Annotated in this window: 15 protein-coding genes; 1 reads left to right on the forward strand and 14 read right to left on the reverse strand. The window is 74.0% G+C overall.

Annotated elements, in window-relative coordinates; translation table 11 throughout:
* Positions 1-3 precede the first annotated feature (3 nt).
* The 5 genes from MKK58_RS23170 to MKK58_RS23190 all read right to left on the reverse strand — a co-directional run bounded on the left by MKK58_RS23170 (position 4) and on the right by MKK58_RS23190 (position 6,366).
* Complete coding sequence (locus MKK58_RS23170; protein ID WP_243915244.1) at positions 4-999, reverse strand: glycosyltransferase family 4 protein; 996 nt, start codon at positions 997-999, stop codon at positions 4-6.
* Between the two features lie 44 nt (positions 1,000-1,043).
* Complete coding sequence (locus tag MKK58_RS23175; RefSeq protein WP_243915246.1) at positions 1,044-1,868, reverse strand: hypothetical protein; 825 nt, start codon at positions 1,866-1,868, stop codon at positions 1,044-1,046.
* A 111-nt stretch (positions 1,869-1,979) separates the two neighbouring features.
* A complete protein-coding gene (locus MKK58_RS23180) occupies positions 1,980-3,158 on the reverse strand; it encodes a YeeE/YedE family protein (protein WP_243915248.1) in 1,179 nt (392 codons plus the stop codon).
* A 118-nt stretch (positions 3,159-3,276) separates the two neighbouring features.
* A complete protein-coding gene (locus tag MKK58_RS23185; RefSeq protein ID WP_409565309.1) occupies positions 3,277-4,197 on the reverse strand; it encodes a sulfurtransferase in 921 nt (306 codons plus the stop codon).
* Between the two features lie 336 nt (positions 4,198-4,533).
* A complete protein-coding gene (locus tag MKK58_RS23190; protein ID WP_243915250.1) occupies positions 4,534-6,366 on the reverse strand; it encodes a hypothetical protein in 1,833 nt (610 codons plus the stop codon).
* A 195-nt stretch (positions 6,367-6,561) separates the two neighbouring features.
* Here MKK58_RS23190 and MKK58_RS23195 point away from each other — a divergent pair, with 195 nt between their 5' ends.
* A complete protein-coding gene (locus tag MKK58_RS23195) occupies positions 6,562-7,278 on the forward strand; it encodes an SDR family NAD(P)-dependent oxidoreductase (RefSeq protein WP_243915252.1) in 717 nt (238 codons plus the stop codon).
* A gap of 2 nt (positions 7,279-7,280) precedes the next feature.
* Here MKK58_RS23195 and MKK58_RS23200 read toward each other — a convergent pair whose 3' ends face one another.
* From MKK58_RS23200 to MKK58_RS23240, 9 genes are all read right to left on the reverse strand, one after another.
* On the reverse strand, positions 7,281-8,450 hold the full coding sequence (locus MKK58_RS23200; RefSeq protein WP_243915254.1) for a VWA domain-containing protein: 1,170 nt from the start codon (positions 8,448-8,450) through the stop codon (positions 7,281-7,283).
* Positions 8,447-10,768, reverse strand: coding sequence for a DUF5682 family protein (locus MKK58_RS23205; protein WP_243915257.1), 2,322 nt, complete (start codon positions 10,766-10,768; stop codon positions 8,447-8,449). The genes MKK58_RS23200 and MKK58_RS23205 overlap by 4 nt, the downstream gene beginning before the upstream one ends.
* The gene (locus MKK58_RS23210) at positions 10,768-11,868 is read right to left on the reverse strand and encodes an ATP-binding protein (protein WP_243915259.1); all 1,101 of its coding nucleotides are present in this window, start codon (positions 11,866-11,868) and stop codon (positions 10,768-10,770) included. The genes MKK58_RS23205 and MKK58_RS23210 overlap by 1 nt, the downstream gene beginning before the upstream one ends.
* Complete coding sequence (locus tag MKK58_RS23215; protein ID WP_243915261.1) at positions 11,865-13,448, reverse strand: DUF5691 domain-containing protein; 1,584 nt, start codon at positions 13,446-13,448, stop codon at positions 11,865-11,867. Before MKK58_RS23215 ends, MKK58_RS23210 begins: the two co-directional genes overlap by 4 nt.
* A 14-nt stretch (positions 13,449-13,462) precedes the next feature.
* Positions 13,463-14,827 carry an SWIM zinc finger domain-containing protein gene (locus tag MKK58_RS23220; RefSeq protein WP_243915265.1) on the reverse strand — a complete coding sequence of 455 codons (1,365 nt, stop codon included), beginning with the start codon at positions 14,825-14,827 and terminating at the stop codon, positions 13,463-13,465.
* A 208-nt stretch (positions 14,828-15,035) separates the two neighbouring features.
* On the reverse strand, positions 15,036-15,998 hold the full coding sequence (bcsN, locus tag MKK58_RS23225) for a cellulose biosynthesis protein BcsN (RefSeq protein WP_243915267.1): 963 nt from the start codon (positions 15,996-15,998) through the stop codon (positions 15,036-15,038).
* On the reverse strand, positions 15,995-17,962 hold the full coding sequence (locus MKK58_RS23230; protein ID WP_243915269.1) for a hypothetical protein: 1,968 nt from the start codon (positions 17,960-17,962) through the stop codon (positions 15,995-15,997). The genes bcsN and MKK58_RS23230 overlap by 4 nt, the downstream gene beginning before the upstream one ends.
* Positions 17,947-19,239, reverse strand: coding sequence for a glycosyl hydrolase family 8 (locus MKK58_RS23235; RefSeq protein WP_243915271.1), 1,293 nt, complete (start codon positions 19,237-19,239; stop codon positions 17,947-17,949). Before MKK58_RS23235 ends, MKK58_RS23230 begins: the two co-directional genes overlap by 16 nt.
* A complete protein-coding gene (locus tag MKK58_RS23240) occupies positions 19,236-21,752 on the reverse strand; it encodes a cellulose biosynthesis cyclic di-GMP-binding regulatory protein BcsB (RefSeq protein WP_243915272.1) in 2,517 nt (838 codons plus the stop codon). Before MKK58_RS23240 ends, MKK58_RS23235 begins: the two co-directional genes overlap by 4 nt.
* Between the last annotated feature and the right edge of the window lie 8 nt (positions 21,753-21,760).

The raw sequence follows: 21,760 nt of genomic DNA on the forward strand, positions 1-21,760 counted from the left end.
CGTTCAGGCCCGCGCGTCGTCGAGCACCGCCTCCCACAGGATGGCGGCCCGCTCCCAGGTCAGCGCCGTGCGTTGCAGGAGCGCCCCGGCGCTGAGCGCGGACCAGACCGCGTCATTGCCCGCCACCATGACGATCGCCTCGGCCAGATCGCGGTCGGTCGGGGCGATCAGGCCGTTGACCCCGTGCTGCACGCGCTCGGACAGGGCGCCGATGCCGGCGGTGATGACCGGCAGGCCCATCGCCTGCGCCTCGGCCGCCGCGAGGCAGAAGGTCTCGTCCACCGAGCCCGGGCAGACCATCGCGCGCGCCCGGGCGTAGAAAGCCGCCAGCGCGGCGGCGCCGACGCGGGGATGGAAGACCACTGGCCCCCCGGTGTCGGTCGAGGCCGGGTAATCCGAGCCGAAGACGTGCAGCCGCGCCCCGGTCGCGGCGATCGCCGGTACCGTGCGCCAGAGTGTCAGGACGCGCTCCAGCCCGCGTTGGGGTTGGGAGGCGTAGACGAAGTCGCGGCCGGTCCCGCGCGTCGGTTCGGGCTCGCGGAAGGCCGGCGCGATCCCGTGCGGAATCACCCGGCGGCGGCGATAGGCGAAGACCGGGGACATGGAGGCGGCCGCGATGCTGCCGACGAAGACCGCGTCCGGGCGCAGGGCTAGGATCGGCAGCAGGTAGCGCTTCCGGAGGGCCTTCTCCAGGTTGATCGGGTTGTGCACCCAGACGATCCGGCGCGCGCCGGGGAAGTCGCGCAGCGGCCGCGGGTCGTTGCTGGTCACCACCGCGCCGGCGGGGTGCCGCCCCGCCTCGGCCAGGGGGACGTTCAGGACCCCGTCCCGCTCCATGCTGCCTGTGCGGCGGGTGGCGAGGGTGACGGCCCAGCCCCGCCGCGCGAGGGCGCGGGCCAGGGCGATGTTGGTGCTCTCGATTCCGCCGAGCCCGACCGTGGCCGGCGTGTCGATGCCGAATTCCACGCGGGTCGCGCAGATGAACGTGGCCCGGCGCATCCGGCTCCTCCCTGGCGTTCCGCCCGAATCCATGAGGTCCCGGCTCAGACGCCGAACTCCCGGCGGCGCTGCCCGAGCCAGGACGCGGGCGCGGGCGGCGCGCTCTGGCCGATCGACCAGAGCTTGCCGCGCCAGGCATGGACCGCCACCGTCTCGGCGGTGATCCGGGCGCGGGCCGGGGCGTCGTCCGGTTGCGTCAGCAGGTGGGCCTCGTCGTCGTCGAGGGGATAGAAGGCCGGTTTGGCCCGCGCGTGCTGTGTCAGGCCGAGCCGGCGGATGAAGTAGGTCAGCGCCCGGGGGCCGATCGCCAGCCGCTCGGGATGGATCGGGAAGCGCCGGCCGGCCAGGATCTCGAGGCTCCGCTTCACGCGGATATGCCCCGTGGCCCAGGGCGTCCGGATCGGCACGCGGGTGATCGCCTCCCAGTAGCGCGCGATCAGTTCCGACTGCGCGGGCGCGTGCAGGATGGCGTTGTTGATCCGGTTCGGATTCAGCCAACCGAAGACGTAGTCGTCCCCCTCCGTTCCGGTCCGCAGGGGCTGGCGGAAGACGAAGTCGAGGTCCGACCAGATGCCGCGACCGTTCCGCAGCAGGGCGAGCCGCACGTAGTCGGTATAGAACGCGTAGGACCGGCGGGCGCGGTAGAGGTCCGCCATCGGGTTGGGGCCGAGGATTTCGCGGACGTCGTGCACGCTGGCGGGCAGACCCTGCGCGCGCAGGTCGGCGATCGTGTGGGTATAGATCCGCAACTCGTGGCCGGCGGCGACGATGGAGGCCGCGCTGAGCCGTTCGAGCCAGCTGACCGGCCCCTCCCAGTACGTCACGATGGGCGGCAGCGGCGCGGGCAGGCGATGCGGGGGGGCGTGCATGTCGGGGTGCCGGGCCACGGGAACGCTGCGTGCGAGCGCTCCTCTATCGCGCGCCCCGCGGAGTGGCCACCGCTAAATCCCCGCCCCGTCGCGCCAGGGCTTCGCGGGGGCTCACGCCAGCAGGCGGGCGCGGCGTCCGAGCCGGAGTGTCGCGGCGGCGCCCGCGAACATCGCGAGGCCGAACACCCAGCCGGAGACCGCGCCGGCCATGATGCCGGAGAGCAGCGTGCCGACGCTGCATCCGAGCCCGGTCATGGCCCCCCAGCCCAGCAGGATGCCGCCCACGACGCCGCGCAGGGCCTGGCCCCGCGTCGGGCGGGAAGGCCGGAACTGACCGGCCGCGAGGGCGGCGGCGAAGGCGGCCAGCACGAGGCCGGCGATGAACAGGCCGTTGGGCGTCAGCAGGGCGTCGCGCACGGCCGTGGCGCAGCCCCGGAAGCCGTCGAGACCTTCGAGCCGGTCCGGCAGCAGGCCGAGGCCTGCCGCCGCCTGCCGGGTCCGCCCGCCGATCTCCGTTGTGACCCCGAGTGGCCCGATCCGCAGATAGGCCAGCGTCGCGAGGGCGCCGACGGCGAGGCCTCCGAGCCAGACCGGCCAGCGAACGACGAAGACGGCCTGCCAGGGCGTGACAGAGACCGGCGCCGGGGCACGGGCAGGCAGGCGGCGCAGGAGCGCCAGGGCGAGGACGCCGAGGAGCGCGAGGGCGACGAAGAGGCTTCCGCCATAGCCGAGATGACGCGGGAGCCAGAGAACCGGCGCCTCCGAGACGCTCGCGAGGTAGAGCGGGTTCCAGGTGGCGAACCCGAGTGCGAAGCCGACCCCCGTGCCGAGGAGAGCGAAGGGCGCGGTCGGCGAGCCCTCGCCGAGGCGGTAGAGATGCGCGCTGATGCACGAGCCGGACACAGCCATGCCGGCCCCGAACACGGCGCCCGCGAGGGCCAGCACCGGCCCGACCGGTCCGATATGGGCATCCGGCGGCAGCCGCGCCCCGGATGGGTCGGGCATCCAGGCCCCGAGGATCACGGCGTAACCCGCCACCCCCGCCGCCAGGGCGGCGAGGATGCCGAGCATCCCGCGTGAATCGCTCCCGACCAGGAAGTCCCGCCACTGGCAGTAGAAGCAGAACCGGCTGCGCTGGAGCACGAAGCCGAACAGCGCCCCGAAGATCAGCGACAGGGACAGGCGGGCGCCGTTCGGCTCCTCGGCGAGGCGATGCGCCGCCCAGGCCAGTCCCGCCGCGACGGCGAGCGCCGCGCCCACCCGCGCCGGAAGGCCCCAGCGTTCCCGCATTCGCGCAGGTACCGGCATGCGCGTGGCCGCCGTGCTCACCGCTGTACAGCCGGACGGCTGGCCGCGGGTGCCGGGTTCACCGGCGTCCTGCACATCTGCGAGCCCACTCGCATCCGGCTCACTTGCCGCCCCAGACGGTGCCTGCGAGGTTCACCACCGGCACGCCGACCGTGTTGCCGTACTCCGTCCAGGAGCCGTCGTAGTTGCGCACCGGATAGCCGAGGATGCGGCTGAGCACGAACCAGGAATGGCTGGAGCGCTCGCCGATGCGGCAGGAGGTGATGACGGGCTTCGACCCGTCGATGCCGGCGGCCGCGTAGAGGGCCTTCAACTCGGCGGGCGACTTGATCGTCCCGTCCGGGTTCACCGCCTTGCCCCACGGCACGTTGACCGATCCGGGGATGTGGCCGGCGCGGATCGCCAGTTCGGGTACGCCGGCCGGCGCGATCACCTTGCCGCTGAACTCGTCGGGCGAGCGGATGTCGAGGATTTGCTCGTCCCGCTCCTTGCGGGCGACGGCCAGCACGTCCGAGAGGCGGGCACGCAGGGCCGGCGAGGCGGAGGACGCCTCGAAGCGCGAGGCCGCCACCTCCGCGCTGCGCGTGTCGAGGGGACGCTTCTCGGCCTCCCACTTCCTGCGCCCGCCATCCAGCAGCTTGACGTTGTCCACGAGGCCGTACTGCGCGAACACCCAGGCGCCCCAGGCCGCGAACCAGTTGTTGTTGTCGCCGTAGAGCACCACGGTGGTGTCGCGGTCGATGCCGAGGCGCCGCACCAGGGCCGCGAACTTGTCCGGCCCGGCGATGTCGCGGCTCACGGTCTCCACGAGGTCGGTGTGCCAGGCGACGTTCTGCGCTCCGGGGATGTGCCCGCGCTCGAACTGGCCCGGCTCGACGCTGACCTCGACGATGCGTAACCCCTTGGCATCGAGGTTCTTCTCCAGCCACTCGGTGCTGACGAGGGGGCCGGCCGCCGCCTGGCGCGCCGCGACGGGCTCCTGCGCGCGAGCGGCGGCGGGCGTGAGCACGGCGAGAGCCAGGGCGAGCAGGCGGATCGATGTTTTCGGCACGGGGACACTCCGGTCGTGCGGGCGCGATCCCGGGCGCGGCCAAGCGTGCACGGACAGATCACCCCGGGGGATGCAGGCGGTTCGGCGCGCCTCGACACCGGCCCGGCCGCGCCCCATCGAAGGGTCGCCGCCGGGCGTCGCGAAAGCGGCGCGCCGGGAGCGATTGTTCGGTGGACCAGGCCATCAAGTCAATGAAACGCCCTTCCGTATTGGTCTCGACTTGTAAAACGGCGTTCCGCCGCAAGACCTGATCGGATGGAGGATTATCTTATGCTTTCCGTACGTGGCGGCCGCCGACGCGGAGGGTCAGCCGTCCCGGCGGAATCCCCAGACGACCAGGGGGGCGCCCGGGTCGGACAGCCGCTCGAGCCATTCGGGCAGGGCCGCGCCCGTCCCGAGTTGCCGAGCGAACGGCCGCCCCTCGGGCGACTCGGGGTCTGTGCCCGCGCAGAGGGCGAGGTAGTCGGCCCCGGATGCCGCCAGGGCCCGCTTCAGGGTGGCCTCGTCGCCGTGCAGGCCCTCTTCCGACGCGGTCAGACCCGCGATGGCGCGGTGATAGGGCGCGGCCACGACGCCGTGGCGGGTCCGGAGCAGGATCGCGGGGCCAAGGTCGACAGGCGCCAGGATGGTGCCGGGCGGCAGGGTGTCGAGGACGGACAGGACCCCGCCGGCATCGCAGGTCTGCGCGGCCGCAGGCCCGGTCTGCGTCGCGCCGCTCGCGCCTACCGGGAACGCGCCGCCGGGATCAAGGGGCAAGAGCAGGGCCGCCCAGGATCGGGGCATCAGCGCGAGGGCCAGGGCGAGGAGCGCGACCTTGCGGCTCGCCCGGACGGGCCGTCCCAGCAGGGTGATCGCGTGGTCCAGCAGCGGGCCGGCCACCAGGGCGACGAAGATGCCGGCCATGTAGACGCCACGCAGCTGGAACTGCGCCAGCACGAATCCGGCGAGGAGGAACGCGGCGGCCAGGGCCGCGGCCCGGCGAAACGGAGGTTGCCCGCGCTGGGCCGCGTGGACGGCGACCAGACCGGCCAGCAGCGGCGGCGCGCTGGAGGCGAGGGCCGCCCCCGGCATCGTCAGGACGAGGCGGTGGAAGGGCTGCATCTCCAGGACGCGCTCCAGCCACTCGAAGCGGACCACGGCCGGAAGGTCCTGGAACGGTCCCGACAGGCAGCGCGGCGCGAGGAGCATGAACCCCGCTACCGTGACGGCTCCGCAGGCAGCGGCAAAACCGGCGCGGCGGGCCGGCGTGGCGAGGAATCCGCCGAGCCAGCTCGCGACCGGCGCGGTGGCGGCGGCCGCGACGGCGAGCCAGAGCCAGGGCGGCGAGAGCGCGTCGCAGCGCGTCACGCGCCAGAGGGCCGGGTCGGTCTGGACCGCGAACAGCGCGAGGCTGGTGCCGGCGAGCGCGAGGGCGAACCCGCACAGGGCCGGCAGAGCCGTACGGCCCCGCAGGACCCAGTCGCCCATGAGGAACACGCCCGCGATCGCGATGAAGGGCAGCGCTTCGAGGCCGACGGCCAGGGAAGTCGCGGCGGCGATGCCGCCGAGGGCCGCCCGGCGGAGCGTGGGCACGGGATCGGCGAGGCAGAGGGCCAGGGCGAGGACGAGCAGCGCCTGAACGTTGTGATGGTCGATCCGCCCGAAGGCGAAGAGGCCGCCGAAATTCGCGGTCTGGGTCGCGGTGAAGAGCGCCAGCAGGGCGGCGCGGAAGCCGTACCGGGGACGGACGGCGCGGTACACGAGGGCGAGGCCGAGGCCGAACAGGGCCGGCGGCCAGAGGGCCACCACGAGCCCCTCCGCCAGGGGGCGGCCGAGCCAGGGCGTGGCGAGCCCGATCAGGCCCGCGAGCGGCGCGTCGACGAGGCGGGACCAGTGCATGCTGGCGCCGTCCGGCGGCATCAGCCGGTGCTGGACCATGTCGAACCAGCCCTGCCCCGCGAGGAGGTCGCGGACCTGGACGAGGCGCATGGTGTCGTCGGTGTCGGGCAGCACGAGGCCGCCCACCACGTCCCGGAATCCCGCGACGGGGTAGAGCATCCAGAGGCCGAGCCCCACGAGGAGCCAGAGAATCGCCGGGTTGTCGAAGGCCGAGCGATCGGACGGGGCGGATGACGCCGCGATGCTGTTCGCCGTGCTCACCGGCTTCCCTTTCCCCCGATGCGCCCCTGGCGGCGCCCGGTCGACCCGCGGGGATTGTCGCAGCAGAAGCTTAACGGGGGGATGCGGTAGCGCGGCCACGTGCCCGAAACCCGTCGCCGCGCGTTGGCGCAGGGCATGGCAGCCGGCTCGCCCGCGCGCCGTTCGGAATCGTTGCCCGAGCCGAGGTTGAGACGCATGACGACCAGCGCTGTGGTGATCGGCGCCTCCGGCGGCATCGGCCGCGCCCTCGTCGATGCCCTCGCGGCGGGGGGGGCGTACGACCCGGTCTTCGCCCTGTCGCGATCCGGTGCGCCCTCCCCCGCATCCGCCCGCGCCGGCATCATCGATGTCACCGACGAGGCCTCGGTCGCCGCCGCCGCCGGGCGCGTGGCGGACGCCGGCCCGGTGGGGCTGGTCATCGTCGCGAGCGGGATCCTGCACGGGGACGGCGTCGCGCCCGAGAAGGCGATCCGCAGCCTCGATCCGGTGGCCATGGCGACCGTGTTCGCGGTGAACACGATCGGCCCCGCCTTGGTCGCCAAGCATTTCCTGCCGCTGATGCCGCGCGCGGACCGGAGCCGCTTTGCCGCCCTCTCGGCGCGGGTCGGCTCGATCGAGGACAATCGCCTGGGCGGCTGGTACGCCTACCGGGCCTCGAAGGCCGCCCTGAACCAGATCCTGCGCACCCTCGCGGTGGAGGCCAGGCGCACCCATCCGGGCGCGATCGTGGTGGGCCTCCACCCCGGCACCGTGACGACGGCCCTGTCCCGGCCCTTCCGGCCGGACAGGGACGCGCCCGGCCTGTTCAGCCCGGCGGTGAGCGCCGCCCACCTGCTGAGGGTTCTCGACGGTCTCGGACCGGAGGATACCGGGCACGTCTTCGCCTGGGACGGGGCCCGGATTCCCGCCTGAATCTAGGGCGGCGGGGCGGCTGGAACCGCCGCGATGCCGGCGCCCGCGGCCCAAGCGTCGAGATCCTGCTTGCGGATCGCTGCCGCCATCATGTCGGGGAACAGGTCCGGCGTGCAGGCGAAGGCGGACACGCGGAGTGCGGCGAGTCGCGCGGCCAATCCCCGGTCGTAGGCCGGCGCGCCCTCGTCGGAGAGGGCAAGGAGGGCCACCACCTGCACGCCGGCAGCAACGAGGCGCTGCGCCTGCGCCAGCAGCCCGGCCTCGACCCCGCCCTCGAAGAGGTCGGAGATCAGCACAAACACCGTGTCCTCGGGGCGTGTGATGCGCGCGGCGCAGTAACCCACCGCCCGGTTGATGTCGGTGCCGCCGCCGAGCTGCACCGAGAACAGCACCTCGACGGGATCGTCCATCGCGTCGGTGAGGTCGACCACCTCGGTGTCGAACACCACGAGCCGGGTCGAGACCGCGGGCAGCGAGGCCATCACGGCCCCGAAGATGCTCGAATAGACCACGGAATTGGCCATCGAGCCCGACTGGTCGATGCACAAGATCACGTCCTTGAGCGAACCGCGGCTCCGGCGCCCGTGTCCGAGGCGGGTCTCGGGGATGATGGTGCGGTACTCCGCCTGATAGTGGCGCAGGTTCGCCCGGATGGTGCGGTTCCAGTCGATCTCGGCGTGGCGCGGGCGGCGGTTGATGCTGGCGCGGTCGATCGCCCCGCTCACCGCCTGCCGCAGGGGCTCTTCCAGCCGCTTCATCAGCGCGTCCACCACCTTGCGCACCACGAGGCGCGCCGTCTCCCGGGTGCGCCCGCCGAGCAGGCCGCGCATCGAGATCAGGGTCGAGACGAGGGAGACGTCGGGCTGGACCGCCTCCAGCATCTCCGGCTCGGTCAACATCCGCTTGAGGTCGAGGCGCTCGAAGGCGTCGCGCTGCATCACCTGCACCACGGAGGCCGGGAAGTAGTCGCGGATGTCGCCGAGCCAGCGCGGCACGGAGGGGGCGGAGGCGCTCAAAGACCCCTTGCGATCGGAATCGTAGAGGGCGCCCATCGCCCGGTCGATGCGCTGGTCGCGCTCGGACAGGGGGCAGCCGGTGCCCTCGGCCGCCCCGCCGCCGAGCACGAGGCGCCAGCGGCGCAGGCGCTCGGTATCGCTCACGGCCTCGCTCATGCGGCGTCTCCCGTGGTTTCGCCGGCTGTCCGGGCAGGCTCGGGGCCGAGCAGAAGGTGCAGGATCGGCAGCACCCTGGCCGCCCGCGCGGCGTCGAAGTGTTCCGCGCCCTCCGCCTCGCCGGGAGCGGCCCCGCCCGGCCGGGCCAACGCCTCGCCCACCGCCCGGCGCTCGGCCGGCGCGAGCGTCGCGAAGGTACGGCGCACCAGCGGCAGCAGTTCGGTGAACAGGTCCGCGTCGAGGCCGCAGAGCCACGCGTCCACCACCGCGAGCAGTTCGCGCCCGTGGATCAGCACGGTGCCGCTGTCCTCCAAAAACCCCTCGATCCAGGCGGCCGCGGGCCCTGCGCCGGAGGCCCGCGACAGGGCGAGGCGCAGGCGCGCGCCGGCCTCTCCGGCGTCGATGGCACGGTCGTCGAAGAGCAGGCGCGCGGCGCGGCCGACGACGCGGCCGTGGACGTGCTCCTGATCGGCGAGTGCCCGCAGGGCCTCTCCCCAGACGGCCCTCAACTCCGGCTCCTCGATCAGTGCGATCGCGCCGGAGACGGCCACGATGCGGGTCTTGGCGGCGCTGGCCGCGTCGTCGTCGAGGCTCTGACAGGCGGCGACCAGCCCGGCGGCGGCGCGCGGCACGAGTCCCCGCACCACCGCGAGGACCGGCGCGGTGTCGGCGGCGCGCACGGAGCCGTAGCGGGCGAGTTCGGCGAGGGCTGGCAGCGCGTCCATCAGGTCGAACACGTCGGCCGAGACCGCGGCACGGTCGTTGAGCGCGCGGATCACCTCCGCGGTGGCCTCGGCGAGGTCGGCGTCGAGCAGAGTGCCGATCAGGCCGGAGAGGTCGGCGACGCGGGTCGCCCCGTGGGCACGAGTCCGCACCCGGCCGGCGGCGGCCTCGGCGATCGTGCCGCCTTCCGCCGAGGCCGCCACCAGCTCCACCACCCACTCGGGTTCCCAGGACAGGAACCAGCCCTCCTTGAAGGTGCCGCGCCCGCGCGCCTCGCGCCGCGTGCCCCAGGGGATGCCGATCAGCGCCAGCCGGTTCAGGAAATGGCTGCGGGCGAGATCCGTTTCCTTGCGCAGATCGAGGGTGATCTCGCCGGCGGAAGCGCCCGGCTTCAGGCGCAGGCGTTTGCACTGGGCCGCGAAATCCGCCTCGACCGGCGTGCCGGGGCTGTCCGGCGGGGTGGCACCGAGGCGCTCGCCGATCACGAGCTTGCGCCGGATCAGCCCCATCGGCGCCGGGTCGGCGAAGCAGAGGGTGGCCTGGGCCGCCTCGTCGAGGTCGTCGAGGGAGGGCCGGGACCGGCCGCGAAAGCCGGCGAGCGCCTCGGCGAGCCGGGCCGCCTCGATCACCGAGGCCGGTGAGGCGTCGAGATCGTTCTCGCGCAGCAGCGCGGCGGCGCGGGCGAGCCAGCGGGCCGCGACGCGGCCCTCGTGATGCCACAGGGTGTCGTACCATTCCGGCGAGAGCACCCCGGCGCGGTAGCCGGAGGCCATTGCCAGTCGCTCGTAGGACCAGGGCGCCCAGGCGGCGGCCACTTTGGTCTTGGGCAGGTTCTTCAGCGTCGCTGCATCGGCCGTGGCCTGCCCCTTGGCGTCGTGGCGGGCGAGCGCCGGCACGTGCCACGCGCCGCAGACCACGGCGATGCGCCCGAACCCCTCCTTGGCCGCCTTACGAATCGCCGAGCGCATATGCGCCTCGCGTGCCGCCTCGCGAAACGCCTCGTCGGCGTCGGTCTCGGCCCCCTCACGCAGGGCCGCCATCGCCTCGCCGATCGCGGCGAACACGTCGCCGTCGGCGCCCGCGCGGCTCTCGACCAGCGCGTCCCACCAGCGCTCGCCGTCGGGATAGCCGGCGAGTGCCGCGAGTTCGCCGAGCGGATCGCGCCGGATCGCGGCCGGTGCCGGCTGGTGCTCGGACGCGTTTCCGGCCGCCTCGGACACCGGCTCCGCATCGATCGGCGCGACCTCGGGCGGGGCTTCCGGCGCGCCGAAACCGTCGGCGAGCTGGATTGCGTGCGGCAGGTCGATGAAGCGCACGCCGGCACCTGCGGCGATCCCGTGATGCATCGCCACCCATTCGGGCGAGAAGGCTGCGAAGGGGAAGAAGGCGCAGTCGCGCGGCCGGTCCGGCCGGTAGACGAGGAGCGCCACCGGGGGCGCCATGCCCTCCTGGACGCTGAGCGGGATCAGCGCGTCGGCGTCCGGCGGCCCCTCGATCAGCAGGCAATCGGGGTTGAACGCGTCGAGTGCCGCCTTGAGCGATCGGGCCGAGCCGGGACCGTGGTGACGGATGCCGAAGAGGCGGATCTCGGGCATCACGCGCTCGCGCGGGCGGCCTGGTAAAGGTCCTTCCAGCCGTCGCGCTCCTTGACCACGGTTTCCAGGTATTCGCGCCAGACGATGGCGTCCTGCACCGGGTCCTTCACCACGGCGCCGCTGATCCCCGAGACGAGGTCGTGGGCCGAGAGGCGGCCGTCGCCGAAATGGGCTGCGAGCGCCAGCCCGCTGCCGACGACGCTGATGGCCTCCGCCGTCGAGAGCGTGCCGGAGGGCTGCTTGACCTTGCTCTTGCCGTCAGCCGTGATGCCCTCGCGCAGTTCGCGAAAGATCGTGACGACGCGGCGGATCTGCTCGGCGCCCGGCGGCTCGGCGGGAATCTCGAAGGCGCGGCCGAGCGCGGCGACGCGGGTCTCGACGATGGCGATCTCGGCCTCGATCGTGGCGGGTGGCGGCAGCACCACGGTGTTGAAACGGCGCTTGAGCGCGCTCGACAATTCGTTGACGCCACGGTCCCGGTTGTTGGCCGTGGCGATGAGGTTGAAGCCCTTCTGGGCCGCGACCTCCTCGTTCAGTTCGGGGATCGGCAGGGTTTTTTCCGAAAGGACGGTGATGAAGCTGTCCTGCGTCTCGGAGGGGATGCGGGTCAGCTCCTCGACGCGGGCGATGCGGCCCTCGTTCATCGCCCGCATGATCGGCGAGGCCACCACCGCCTCGCGGCTCGGACCCTTGGCGAGCAGCAGCGCATAGTTCCAGCCGTAGCGGATCGCCTCTTCGCTGGTGCCCGCGGTGCCCTGCACGATGAGGCGCGAGGTGCCGCAGATCGCCGCCGCTAGGTGCTCGCTGACCCAACTCTTGGCGGTGCCCGGCACGCCGAGCAGCAGCAGCGCCCGGTCGGTGGCCAGCGTCGCCACCGCGACCTCCATCAGGCGCCGGTCGCCGATATACTTCGGTGTGACCTCGAAGCCGGAAGCCAGCCTGCCGCCGAGCAGGTAGGTGACGACCGCCTGCGGCGACATCCCCCAGTTCGGCGGGCGTGGCCGGTCGTCGGATTGGCGGAGCGCCGCGATCTCCTCGGCGAAGGCATCCTCGGCGGCCTGGCGCAGCTGCGCGGCCTTGACGGCGTTGGTCGATGTCATCCTTGAGTCGTTCCTCCGGTGGTGGTGTCCGGTCGAAAGTCGCGCCGGATCGCGGCGCGCAAGTCCAGCACGCTGGTCAATCCCGTGAGCTGCGTGCGCAGGCGGTCGCCCTCCACCTCCGGCAGGCGCGCCAGGATGGCGGCGGCGGAGGCCGCCGAGGCGTCGCTCGGCCAGAGCCGGTCCCCGAGGCGGGCGATCACCCAGGGCTTGGCCAGATCGCGCCGCAGGCTGTCCGAGCCGCGGGTGACGAGGGCGAGCCAGTCGAGCAGCGTGGTGCTGAAGGCGTCCGAAAAACGCTCCGGGCCTTGGCCGAGCACGGCCAGCACCACTTCGATCTTGCGGGCACGGATGAGCGCTGCGACCCGGGCCTCCCATTCGGCGTCGGGGAGGAGATCCAGCGCCTCCGCCCACATCCCCAGAACCTCGTTGGTGCGGCGGACGCCGGAGACCTTGCCCTCGTAGGCTTCCGCCGTGACGTCGGCCATCGCTTCCGACCAGGCCGGGTCGCGGGTGCGCTTGGCCGCCGAGAACAACCCGTGGAAGACCGGGTCCGCCCATTCGCTGCGCAGAGCGAGTGTGATCCAGAGCCGCGGCGGATGCTCGGCGAAGGCGTGGAGCGGGCTGCGGGCCAGGATCGCCCGCAGGAGGCCGGCCCGGGCGCCGCCCCCGCGCCGCTCCCACGCGTTCGCCTCGACGCCGTCGCGGGTCAGCTCCGGACTCTCCTCCGGCAGGGTGACGACGAGGTTGTGCGTGGTGCCGCCCAGCAGCTTCCGCTTGCTTTCGACGCTGAGCGCGGCGCGGGCGCGGGTCGCCATGCGCTCGGCGTAGCGCGAGCCGGGAAGGCCCGGCAGCAGGTGCTGCGCGGCCAGCCGCACGCCGCCGGCACGGTCGTCGAGGCAGGCTTCGAGGAAGGGTTCGTCGGCCGGCGACAGGCCGGTCGCCAGCGCGTGGACCAGGGCCTCGCGCGCATCGGCCTTCTCCTTGCGAAAGACCGGCTCCAGGGCGGCGCGCGCGCCTTCGGGATCGCGGGCGCGGAAGGCCGTGAAGGCGGTGCGCCGCTCGGCGACCGTGCCTTCCGTCCAGTCCGAAGGCTCTGCCGCGTCCCCGTCTTGGGTCAGGGCCTCGCCGCAGGCGCGGGCGAGCCAGTCGAGTTCGGCACCCACCACGCCCTCGGCGGCGGCCGGCAGGGAACCACGCTGGACCAGCAGGGTCTGGAGCAGCCGGGCCGGCGGGCGCAGCCCCGAGGCGGCGGCGAGATCGAACCACTCCGCGATGCGGTCGCGGGTGGGGTAACCCTCCGCCAGGAGGCCCTGGAGCCGCATCGCTGCGGCGGGCGGACATTCCGGCCCGAGGGTGTCGCGGGGTGCCAGCGGGACCAGCGCATCCGGCCCGAGGTCCAGGCCGGCGCGGTGATGGACGCCCTCCGCGGCGAGGCGCGCCAGCAGGGCGGCGCCGGGATCGGCCTCCGTCACGAGGGCGGTCAGCGGACCGGGCGCGGCGGGCGGTGCGCGCTCGGCGCCGAGGAGCGCGGCGGCGAGGGTCGGCTCCCAGCCATCCGTCGCGGGATCGGTCGCCTCCATCAGGCCCCTTTCCATCAGGCCACTTGCAGCAGGACGGGCTGCGCATCCTGCGCCGGTGCCGCGTAGTGTCGACCCTCCGCGACAAGGGCGAGGGGCTGGAGGCCGTAGCCGTCGAGGAGGCCGAACAGGTCGACCGGACGGCCCGCCGCCACCGCGAGCAGGCTCGGCAGGCGCGGATCGGCCCGCAGGGCGAGGCTGCCGGTCCCGTCCCCCGCCGCGAAGGTCGCCGCGCCGCCGGAGAGGCGCCCGAGCCGCACGCCGCTCAGCCGCACGGGCCAGCGCTCCGTCCAGGGTGCCCGCGCCAGCACGTCGGCGAAGGCGTCCCGCGCCGCCGCGACGCTGGTCCCGCCGGGCAGATCCGCTCGCGCGGCCGGGCCGGCGCGGCCCCCGCGAAAGACGGCGCGCAGGGGCGGGTCGCCGGGCTGGAAGGCGAGTGCCCCGGAGAAATCCTGGCCGGCGGCGGGAGCCGGCGGCAGGGGCGAGCCCGCGGTGCCGTAATCGAGCACCTGGGCCATGGCGCCGCTCGCGCGGCCCACGAGCCAGACCGAGCGGGCGGTGAGGCGGTCCTCCTCCTCGACCGCGTGGGCGAGCACCGCCCAGACGTCGGTGTGGTCCGGCCGGGTCGCCATCTCCTCGGCGGTGACAGGGTGGCCCAGGGCGGCGCGCACCCCCGCCACCTGTTCCGGCGCCAGCGCCTCGAGGCGGCGGGCCGCGCGCAGCAGTAGGGCGAGGCGCCCGAGGGCGAGGGCGAGGGCGGCGTCCGGCCGGGGCGCGCCCGCCTGGGGTGCTGCCGCGATCAGCCCCGGCAGGGCGCGCACGCGGCGGGCGAGGCCCGGGGCCTGCCCGTCCACGAGGCGGCCGGCCATGCGGTCCCAGAAGGCGTAGGGTTCGGCGCGCGCGGCGGCCAGCCCGCGCCGCATCAGGTCGCGCAGCCAGAGGTCGAGTTCGTCCAGCGCCGCCGCGATCCGGTCCTCGCGGGCCTGCCGGCGCCTGGCCTGCGCCATCGCGTCGACGGGCTTCTCCGGCGCCTGGGCCCGGGTCTCGGCGGCCGCCGCCCGGCTATCGCGCGCCATCATCCAGGCGGCGGCCCAGTCCGGCGGCTCGGCCTCCGTGAGGGGCGCGGCCGCATCGACCAGCATCAGGCCGAGGGCGTGCTTGCAGGGGAACTTGCGGCTCGGGCAGTTGCATTTCGAGGCCGGCCCGGCGAGGTCCGCCACCGTGCGGTAGGGGCTCGCCCCGCTGCCCTTGATCTCGCCCCAGATCACCGTGCCCGCCCGGCCGAGGCCGGCCCATTTCTGGGGCTTTCCCTGATCCTGTCCGGCCTTGCGGCTCGACGCATCGGGGGCGAGATCGAGGATCTGTGCGGGCGTCAGGCTCATGCGGCGGGGCGGCTGGATGTCCGTTCATCGATGCAGGTGCAAGATCAGTCTGCATGAATTTGATCGGGCGACAAGCTTGACGCCCAACGTATCATCGGGTGTGATGTATTGTTCGGCCTTTATCTAGAGCTGTTCGAAACTCCGTCTCGCCACATCGATCCGGGCCGGAAGCAAGGTCGCGAGTTCCGGTGCCGCCACGCGCAGAATCCTACCAGCCGGCCGGCGGCGGCGCGCGGCCGGAGGCCGGCAGGGCGTCGGTCAGGAAGCGCGCGCGATCCGATCCGCCCGCGGCCGCCGGCCTGGGAACGACGGGGACGGTCTGGGTGGCCGGAGCCGGAGCGGGCTGCGCGAGGTAGGACTGGCCCGCCGGGGCGGGCGGCAGCATCACAAGGGTGCGGCTTCCGTTGACCGCGACGGAGGGCGGGCTCGGAGCCGGGTTCGGCGCAGCGGCGGGTGGGGCGACCGGGGCCAGGGCGGCCACCGGCTCGGCGGCCGGTCTCGGCCGCGCGATCCGGGGGCGCGGCGCGCGGGCCACCGCATCGCCGGACACGCCGAGGCGGATGCGGGCGAGGTCGGCCAGGAGCGTCTCGGCGGCCATCGGCCTGCGACCGCAATGCTGCACGCGCAGCGAGACCGAGACCGGCCCGCGCAGGGCGGCGCGGCCGAGTTCGACCCGCTGCAGGCCCTCGATCCACTGCCACGCATAGGCGCAGCGCTGGCTCACGGCGACCCCGATGGGTCCGTAGGCGTTGCTCACCGGCTGACGGACGATGCGGTAGGCATATCCATCCTCCAGGCTCGCGAGTTCGGCCGCGATACCGGCGCGGCTCGGCTTGGCCAGGGCCGGATCGTCCCACACCCGGCCCGACGCGATGGTGAGGTCCACCCGGCCGCGGGACTGGCCGTACACGATGCGCTGCCGCAGGCTCGCGCTCGAGCGCGTCTCCTGGACGGACTCGATGGCGCCGCTGTTCGGCACGAAGACCAGGGGCTGGTTGCCGGCGGCCCCCGTGGAGGTGAACGCCGTCTCGAAGCGCGGGGCGGTCCGGCTCGTCTTCGCGGTCTGGCAGGCCCCCAGCAGGGTCAGGCCCAGGGCGAGGCCGGCCATCCGGAACAGCGTGTTTCGGGTGGAGGCGCGGGGCCAGCCGGCGGGGGGCATCGGTCCGTTCATCGATCCAGTCCTGGATTCCTGGGGCCGCTCCGGTCGGTGCTGGCGGTGTCGAACGGACCGAAGCGGTCGCCGTCCCGGGGCTGCGCCGACCGGGGCGAGCCGGTCTGCGCGAGGATGCCGCTCTCGGCTTGCGCGAGGGTGCCCAGGGGCGGGACCGGCGGCCCGGCCTGGAGGCTCGCTCGGGCGAGGCCGTTCCAGCCCGGCAGCAGGGTGAAGCCGTAGCGCTCGTAGGGCATCGGACCGACCCCGACGACGCGCCGGGCGATCAGGGGCGGCGTCCCGCGCGTCTCGCGCAGGTACTCCCCGTCGCGCACCCGCGACGTGAGGGGCGCGCCCTCCCCGAAGCGCAGGGGGTTCTCGGCCGCGACCGCGATCGGGAACTCGCCGCGCTGGACCGCCAGGGGCCGGACCGGCGTGGTGGCGACGGTGGGTTTGGGCACCTTCACGCGCGGCGGCGTGACGGCTGCTGCCTGCTGGGCGATGGCCGGGGCCGGTCCGCACGGGCCGGTGTCGCGCGCCTGCGGATCGGGCTCGGCGAAGACGAGCTCGACCACCTTCGGGAACAGGCCGTCATACCGGTTCACGGTCTCGAGGTAGTCCCGCGTGCGCTTGAGGCGCGACAGGCTGAGGGCGTAGCCGAGCACCGAGGCCTCGCGGGGCCGCCAGGCGACGGCCCTCTGGAACCAGTCCGCCGCCGCCTCGAACTGGCAGGCGTTGTAGGCGTACCAGCCCAGGGCCTGCGCCCCCTCCGGCGCGCTCGTGGCGAGGACGACCTTGGCGAACCGGTCGAGGCGTTCGGCCTCGACGGGCGCGGCCGGGCCTTCGGCCAGCCGCCGCTCCATCATGTCGACGTAGAGGCTCAGGTTCGTCACCGAGGCGTTTCGCCAGGTGAAGGCAATCTCCTCCGCCTCGCGGTCCTGCCCCATCTCGCGCAGCGACAGGGCGAGGCCCGTCGCCACCGCGGCGTCCCCGCCGCGCGACAGGGCCGTCTTGAACCAGTCCAGGGCCTCGCGGAACTGGCGGCGGTGATAGGCGTACCAGCCCAGAAGGGCGATCTGCGCGGGCTCGCCCACGCGGCGGGCCTGGTCGCCGAGGGCGGCGAGGTCGGCCGGCTCGATGCGTCCGGCCGGCTGCCCGTGCAGGACCGCCACGATGCGGGCCCGGGTCACGTCCCCGTGGATGGACCGGAACTCGTCCGTGCCCTCGCTGCCGGGGCCGCGCATCGCGAGGAGCGGCTCGACGGCGGCCATCGGCAGCACCGCCATGGCCTTCTGCACCGTGGCGAGGCGCAGGGCGGGGTCGGCCTGCTCCTTGAGGAGGGTGCGGTACAGGGCGGCGGCCGAGGCGGTGTCACCCGTCCGGGCATAGGCCTCGGCCAGCGTCCAGGCGATGTCGATGTCGAGGTTCTGGATGCCCTCCTGCGTCCCCTTCACGCGGGCGATGAGGTCGTCCCAGGAGCCGTCGCGGGCGGCCGCCCGCGCGGCGCTGCGCAGGGTGCCGCGGTTGAGCTTGCGCGCGAGGTCCTCCGAGGGCTGCCAGCCGGGATCCACCGACTGGCGGACGCTGATCGCGGTGCGCAATTCGTCGAAGCGGCCGGCCGTGAAGAGGTCCCACATCGGGGCTTCCTCCGGCGGGCTCGGCTTCAGCGTGTCGAGGTCGGCCGGCACGGTCCAGTTCGGATGGCGCCGCCGCAGCCGCGCGATCTCGGCCTGGACGCGCTCGCCCTGGCGCTGGGCCGCGTAGTAGCGCAGGGCGCTCTCGTCGATGATCTCGGCGCCGCCCGCGTTCTGCGGAGTGTCGAGGATGACCGGCGCGCGCCGCTCGTTGAGCTGGAGCACCCCGGTGCGGACGGGGGCCGGCTGCGCCCCCGCGGGCCCGGCCCAGGCCAAGGTCCCGGCAAGCCCCCCGGCGAGGGCGAGGAGGAGCGGCGCCGCGCCGCGCCGCGGGTTCAGCGGCCGAGGCATGACCGGTACCTCATGTTGGTGGCCGTGAGGGCCAGAAGGTGGAGCGTGGCGGGATAGTAGTTCTCGTTCGGAGCCGGGTCCGACAGCCCGGCGGGCAGCGGCGTGCCCGCGACCGCGCAGGCGGCCAGGGCGGGAATCGCCGCGTAGCCGGGCTCGGCCATGCGTCCCGCCACGGCGTCGCTCGCCGTGTCGATGATCGGCAGCCCGGCGGGGTCGGGCTCGGCCCAGAGCTTCAGCAGGGGCTCGTAGTAGGTGCGCTCGGTGATTCCCGCCATGGCGAAATAGAGCGGCAGGCGAACGGCGTTGTAGGAGAAGTGCGGCGGGAAGCCGGTGGCGGGCTGGGGCTGGCCGCCGCGCATCGAGATCCATTCGGTCGGCAGCTGGGCCGCGCCGAACCGGGCGCGCAGGGTGAGGTCCTGGCCCACGGCGGCGAGACGGCTCCATTCGAATTCCGGCGCGACGGCGGCCAGGCGCGGGAAGGCCGGGAAGACCCAGTAGGACAGGTTGATCACCGGCCCGTCGCTACGCTCCTCGGCCGAGAAGCCGCTCATGGCCGGCAGCAGCAGGGGCGGCCCCTCGTTACGGAACAGGACCGTCCGCCGGGCGATGTCCACGGCGATGCGCCGGCTGGCGAGGCGGTAGCCCTCGTCGGACCAGCCCTCGGCGGCCTCGGCGAGCGCCCAGGCCACGAGGATGTCGCCGTCCGTCGCGTCGTTCATGTCGGCGATTGCGGGTCGCTTGTCCGGCTCCCAGCGCCAGGCCAGCAGGGCGTCGTCGCGGACCATCAGGTTCGCGCGAGTCCAGTTCCAGATCCGCTGGAAGGCGTCGCGGTCGCCGGCGGCCACAGCGAGCAGCATGCCGTAGCCCTGCCCCTCGCTGTGGCTGATGCGGCCGTTGCCGGTGTCGACGACCCGGCCCTGGTCCGTGACGAAGCGCGCCTTGTAGCTGCGCCAGGCCGGCGTGTTCCCGAGGCTGTTCAGCATCGGCAGCACCTCGGCCGGCCCGGCGCCGCCCTGACCGGCGGGCTTGAGGTCGGCGGCCTTTCCGTCCGTTGGCTTTCCCTCCGTTGACTTGCCGTTCGTTGACTTGCCGTCGCCGGGTCTGGCGTCGCTGAGCCGCGGTTCGCTCCCCCTCCCGTCGCCCGGTTTGCTATCGCCAGGCTTGGCCTCCTGGGCCTTCCTGTCGAGGGGGATGGGGGCCTGCGCGGCCGCCGGCATCACGGCCAGCAGCGGCAGGCAGAGCGAAGCCGCGTAGGCGTGCGCGCGAGACGGCCTCATCGCATGGTCCCCTCGTTGTCGGATTTCGCGGCTGCGCCCGGATTGGCCCGGCCCAGGCCGCGCAGCATCGCCGAGGTGCTCAAGCCCAGGCTGATCGCGGCGGCGAACAGGATCAGCGTGAACACGCTCGGGTTGGTGGAGAACCAGCCCGCCACCACGAGGCGCAGGTTCTCCAGGGACATGGGCCCGCTCTCCACGAACCGGGCCTGCTTGGCCGCGTGGTTGGTCAGCGAGCCGTCGTTGGCGTCGAGGGTGGCGACACGGCCCTCGATCCGGTTCCAGATCGAGGGGGTGGTGAGGCAGAGGGCCGAGGCCTGGAGGGTCGCCGCGCTCGGCGCCGTGAACACCGTCAGGAGGCCGTTCGGGTCGCGTCCGGGCAGGCCCTGGCTGACGATCAGGGAGGCCTGCGCGCCGATCTCGATCTCGGGCTCCCGGACCTGATCCTCGGCCCAGGCCTTGGTGGCGGCCCAGCTCTCGCGGGCCGCCGCGCCGAGCCGGGCGGACATGGTGGCCACCTGGTCGGCGAGGCGGTCCTGCGAGGCCGTGGCGCCGTTCCACTCGGCGACGACGTCGCGCTCCCGCCGTTCGGCGGCGTCGACCCGGGACCGGCCGACCGTCCCGGCCGGACGGGGGCCCGCGGCCGGAAGGGCGCAGGCCGGGGGGCGGTCGTTGCGCAGGCGGTCGAGACTCGCGCCGTCCATCACGGCAAAGCGGCGGCCGGGCTCGCTCAGGGCCGGCGTGGCCGCCCTGCCCTGCCAGATCTGGCGGATCTGGTCCGGATCGAGGCCGGTGGTGCGCAGGATGGCGGGATCGAGGGAGCGGGCGGGCCCGACCACCACGGTCGGCGTCCGCCCCTCGAGGGCGCGATCGTTGGTCAGTTCGAAATCGATCGGCTTGTCGGCGGAGAGCGCCATCTGGACCGCGAGGGTCGCGGCCGCGGCCATCGATTCCCGGTCGGGCGCCGGCACGACGAGGCGGGGGCGCTGGCCCGGCGCGACCTTCGGCAGGCCGCCGCCGAGGGTCGCGGCGAGGTCCGGCAGGCGGATCGCCCGGGCGAGTCGGGGAACCGCCAGGGTCGAACGGTCGAGGAGCAGGAAGCGGTTCTTCGCGCTTCCCCCCTCGCAGGCCCGGTCGGAGGGTGCCGGGAGCAGGGCCTTCACCTCGACCTTGTTCCGTCCGGGTCGCCAGCGGCTGAGCGGCAGGGCGATCGTCTCGTCCCGGAACAGGGCGCCGCCCGCATTGGCCATGGGCACGCTGGCCACGTTGCGCCCGTTGACGTCCACGATGATCTGGGCACCGAGTTCCAGCCCCGCCGCGTAGCCGCCCGCGAGGGTGAGGGCGACCTTGTCGTAATCCGCCGGCACGAAATCCGTCGGCAGGGTCAGGTCGAAGCCGGTGCGGAACAGGCGGCCGCCGAATTCCCGGTTCTCCAGGCCGAACGCGGAGAACGGCAACGTCTCGCGGCCCTGGGTCGGCACGCCCCGCGCGAGGGCGAGCGCCCGAAGGCCCTGCGGGCTGCCCATCGGCTCGCGCGTGGCGATGCCGCTGACGATGCGGCTGGCCGCCTCGATCTCGGCGGGCGTGTCGCCCGCGAGGGTGATCCGCGCGGCCCGGTCGCCCTGCGCCGGCTCGAAGGTCAGGGGCTGGCGGCCGAGGCTGTCCGAGACGGCATCAGCTTCCGCCACGTGGATGTCGAGGCCGGCGGGCCCCTGGGTCTCGCCGGCGAACTCCACCGCCACCTGGCTGAAGTTGCCGGCCAGCGCCAGCCGCTGGACGAGGCCGATCAGGCGCTCGAAGGTCGCGAACCCTGGCCGGTTGCGCAGGACGATCCGGATCGGGACAATGCCGCGCGCATCGGGGGCGATGGCGGGCAGGTCGCGCAGGGAGTTGGCGGCAGCCGCACCGGAGGCCGAGACGAGGCCCGTCCAGGCCGGGTCGATCTGGGTCCAGAGTTCGTAGGTCGCGTCCAGCGAGCAATCGACCCGGTGCCGCTGAACGCCGTCGATCTCCAGGGCATTGTAGCCCGGCTTGAGGAGGTCAGCGGGAATGTCGAACTCGATGATCCGGATGGCGCCGGGCGCCTTGATCTCGCTCCGGCCGATGGCCGTGCCGTTGACCTTCGCGGTGAGGAAGGAGGCATCGGGCACGACCGAGATCGCCGCGAGGTAGCCGATGCGCAGGCGCAGGTGCTCCCGGGACTGGGCCTCCGTGAGGTAGACCGGCCATTGCAGGGCGCTCTCCTCGCCGCTCAGGCGCAGGCTGCTCGACAGGGCGGGGAACGGGCGCTGCGGCAGCGGCGGCAGGGCGGGTGGTGCCGCGGGCTCGGCCTCCGCCCGGACGGCGACGGCCGGACGGGCGGCGCGCTCGGCGTCGGGGACGGCGAGGACTCGCGGCGCGCCGCGCCCGATGAAGCTCTGCGCGAGGGCGGGCTGGGAGACCGCGAGGAGCAGGCCGGCCCATGTCAGCGCGCGGGCGCTGTGCGATCGGGGGCGGCGCTGTGAGGAGACGGGCATGGCCGGGT

Origin of the sequence: Methylobacterium sp. J-078 (assembly GCF_022829285.1) — a bacterium.
In the GTDB taxonomy this organism is placed as follows: Bacteria; Pseudomonadota; Alphaproteobacteria; order Rhizobiales; family Beijerinckiaceae; genus Methylobacterium.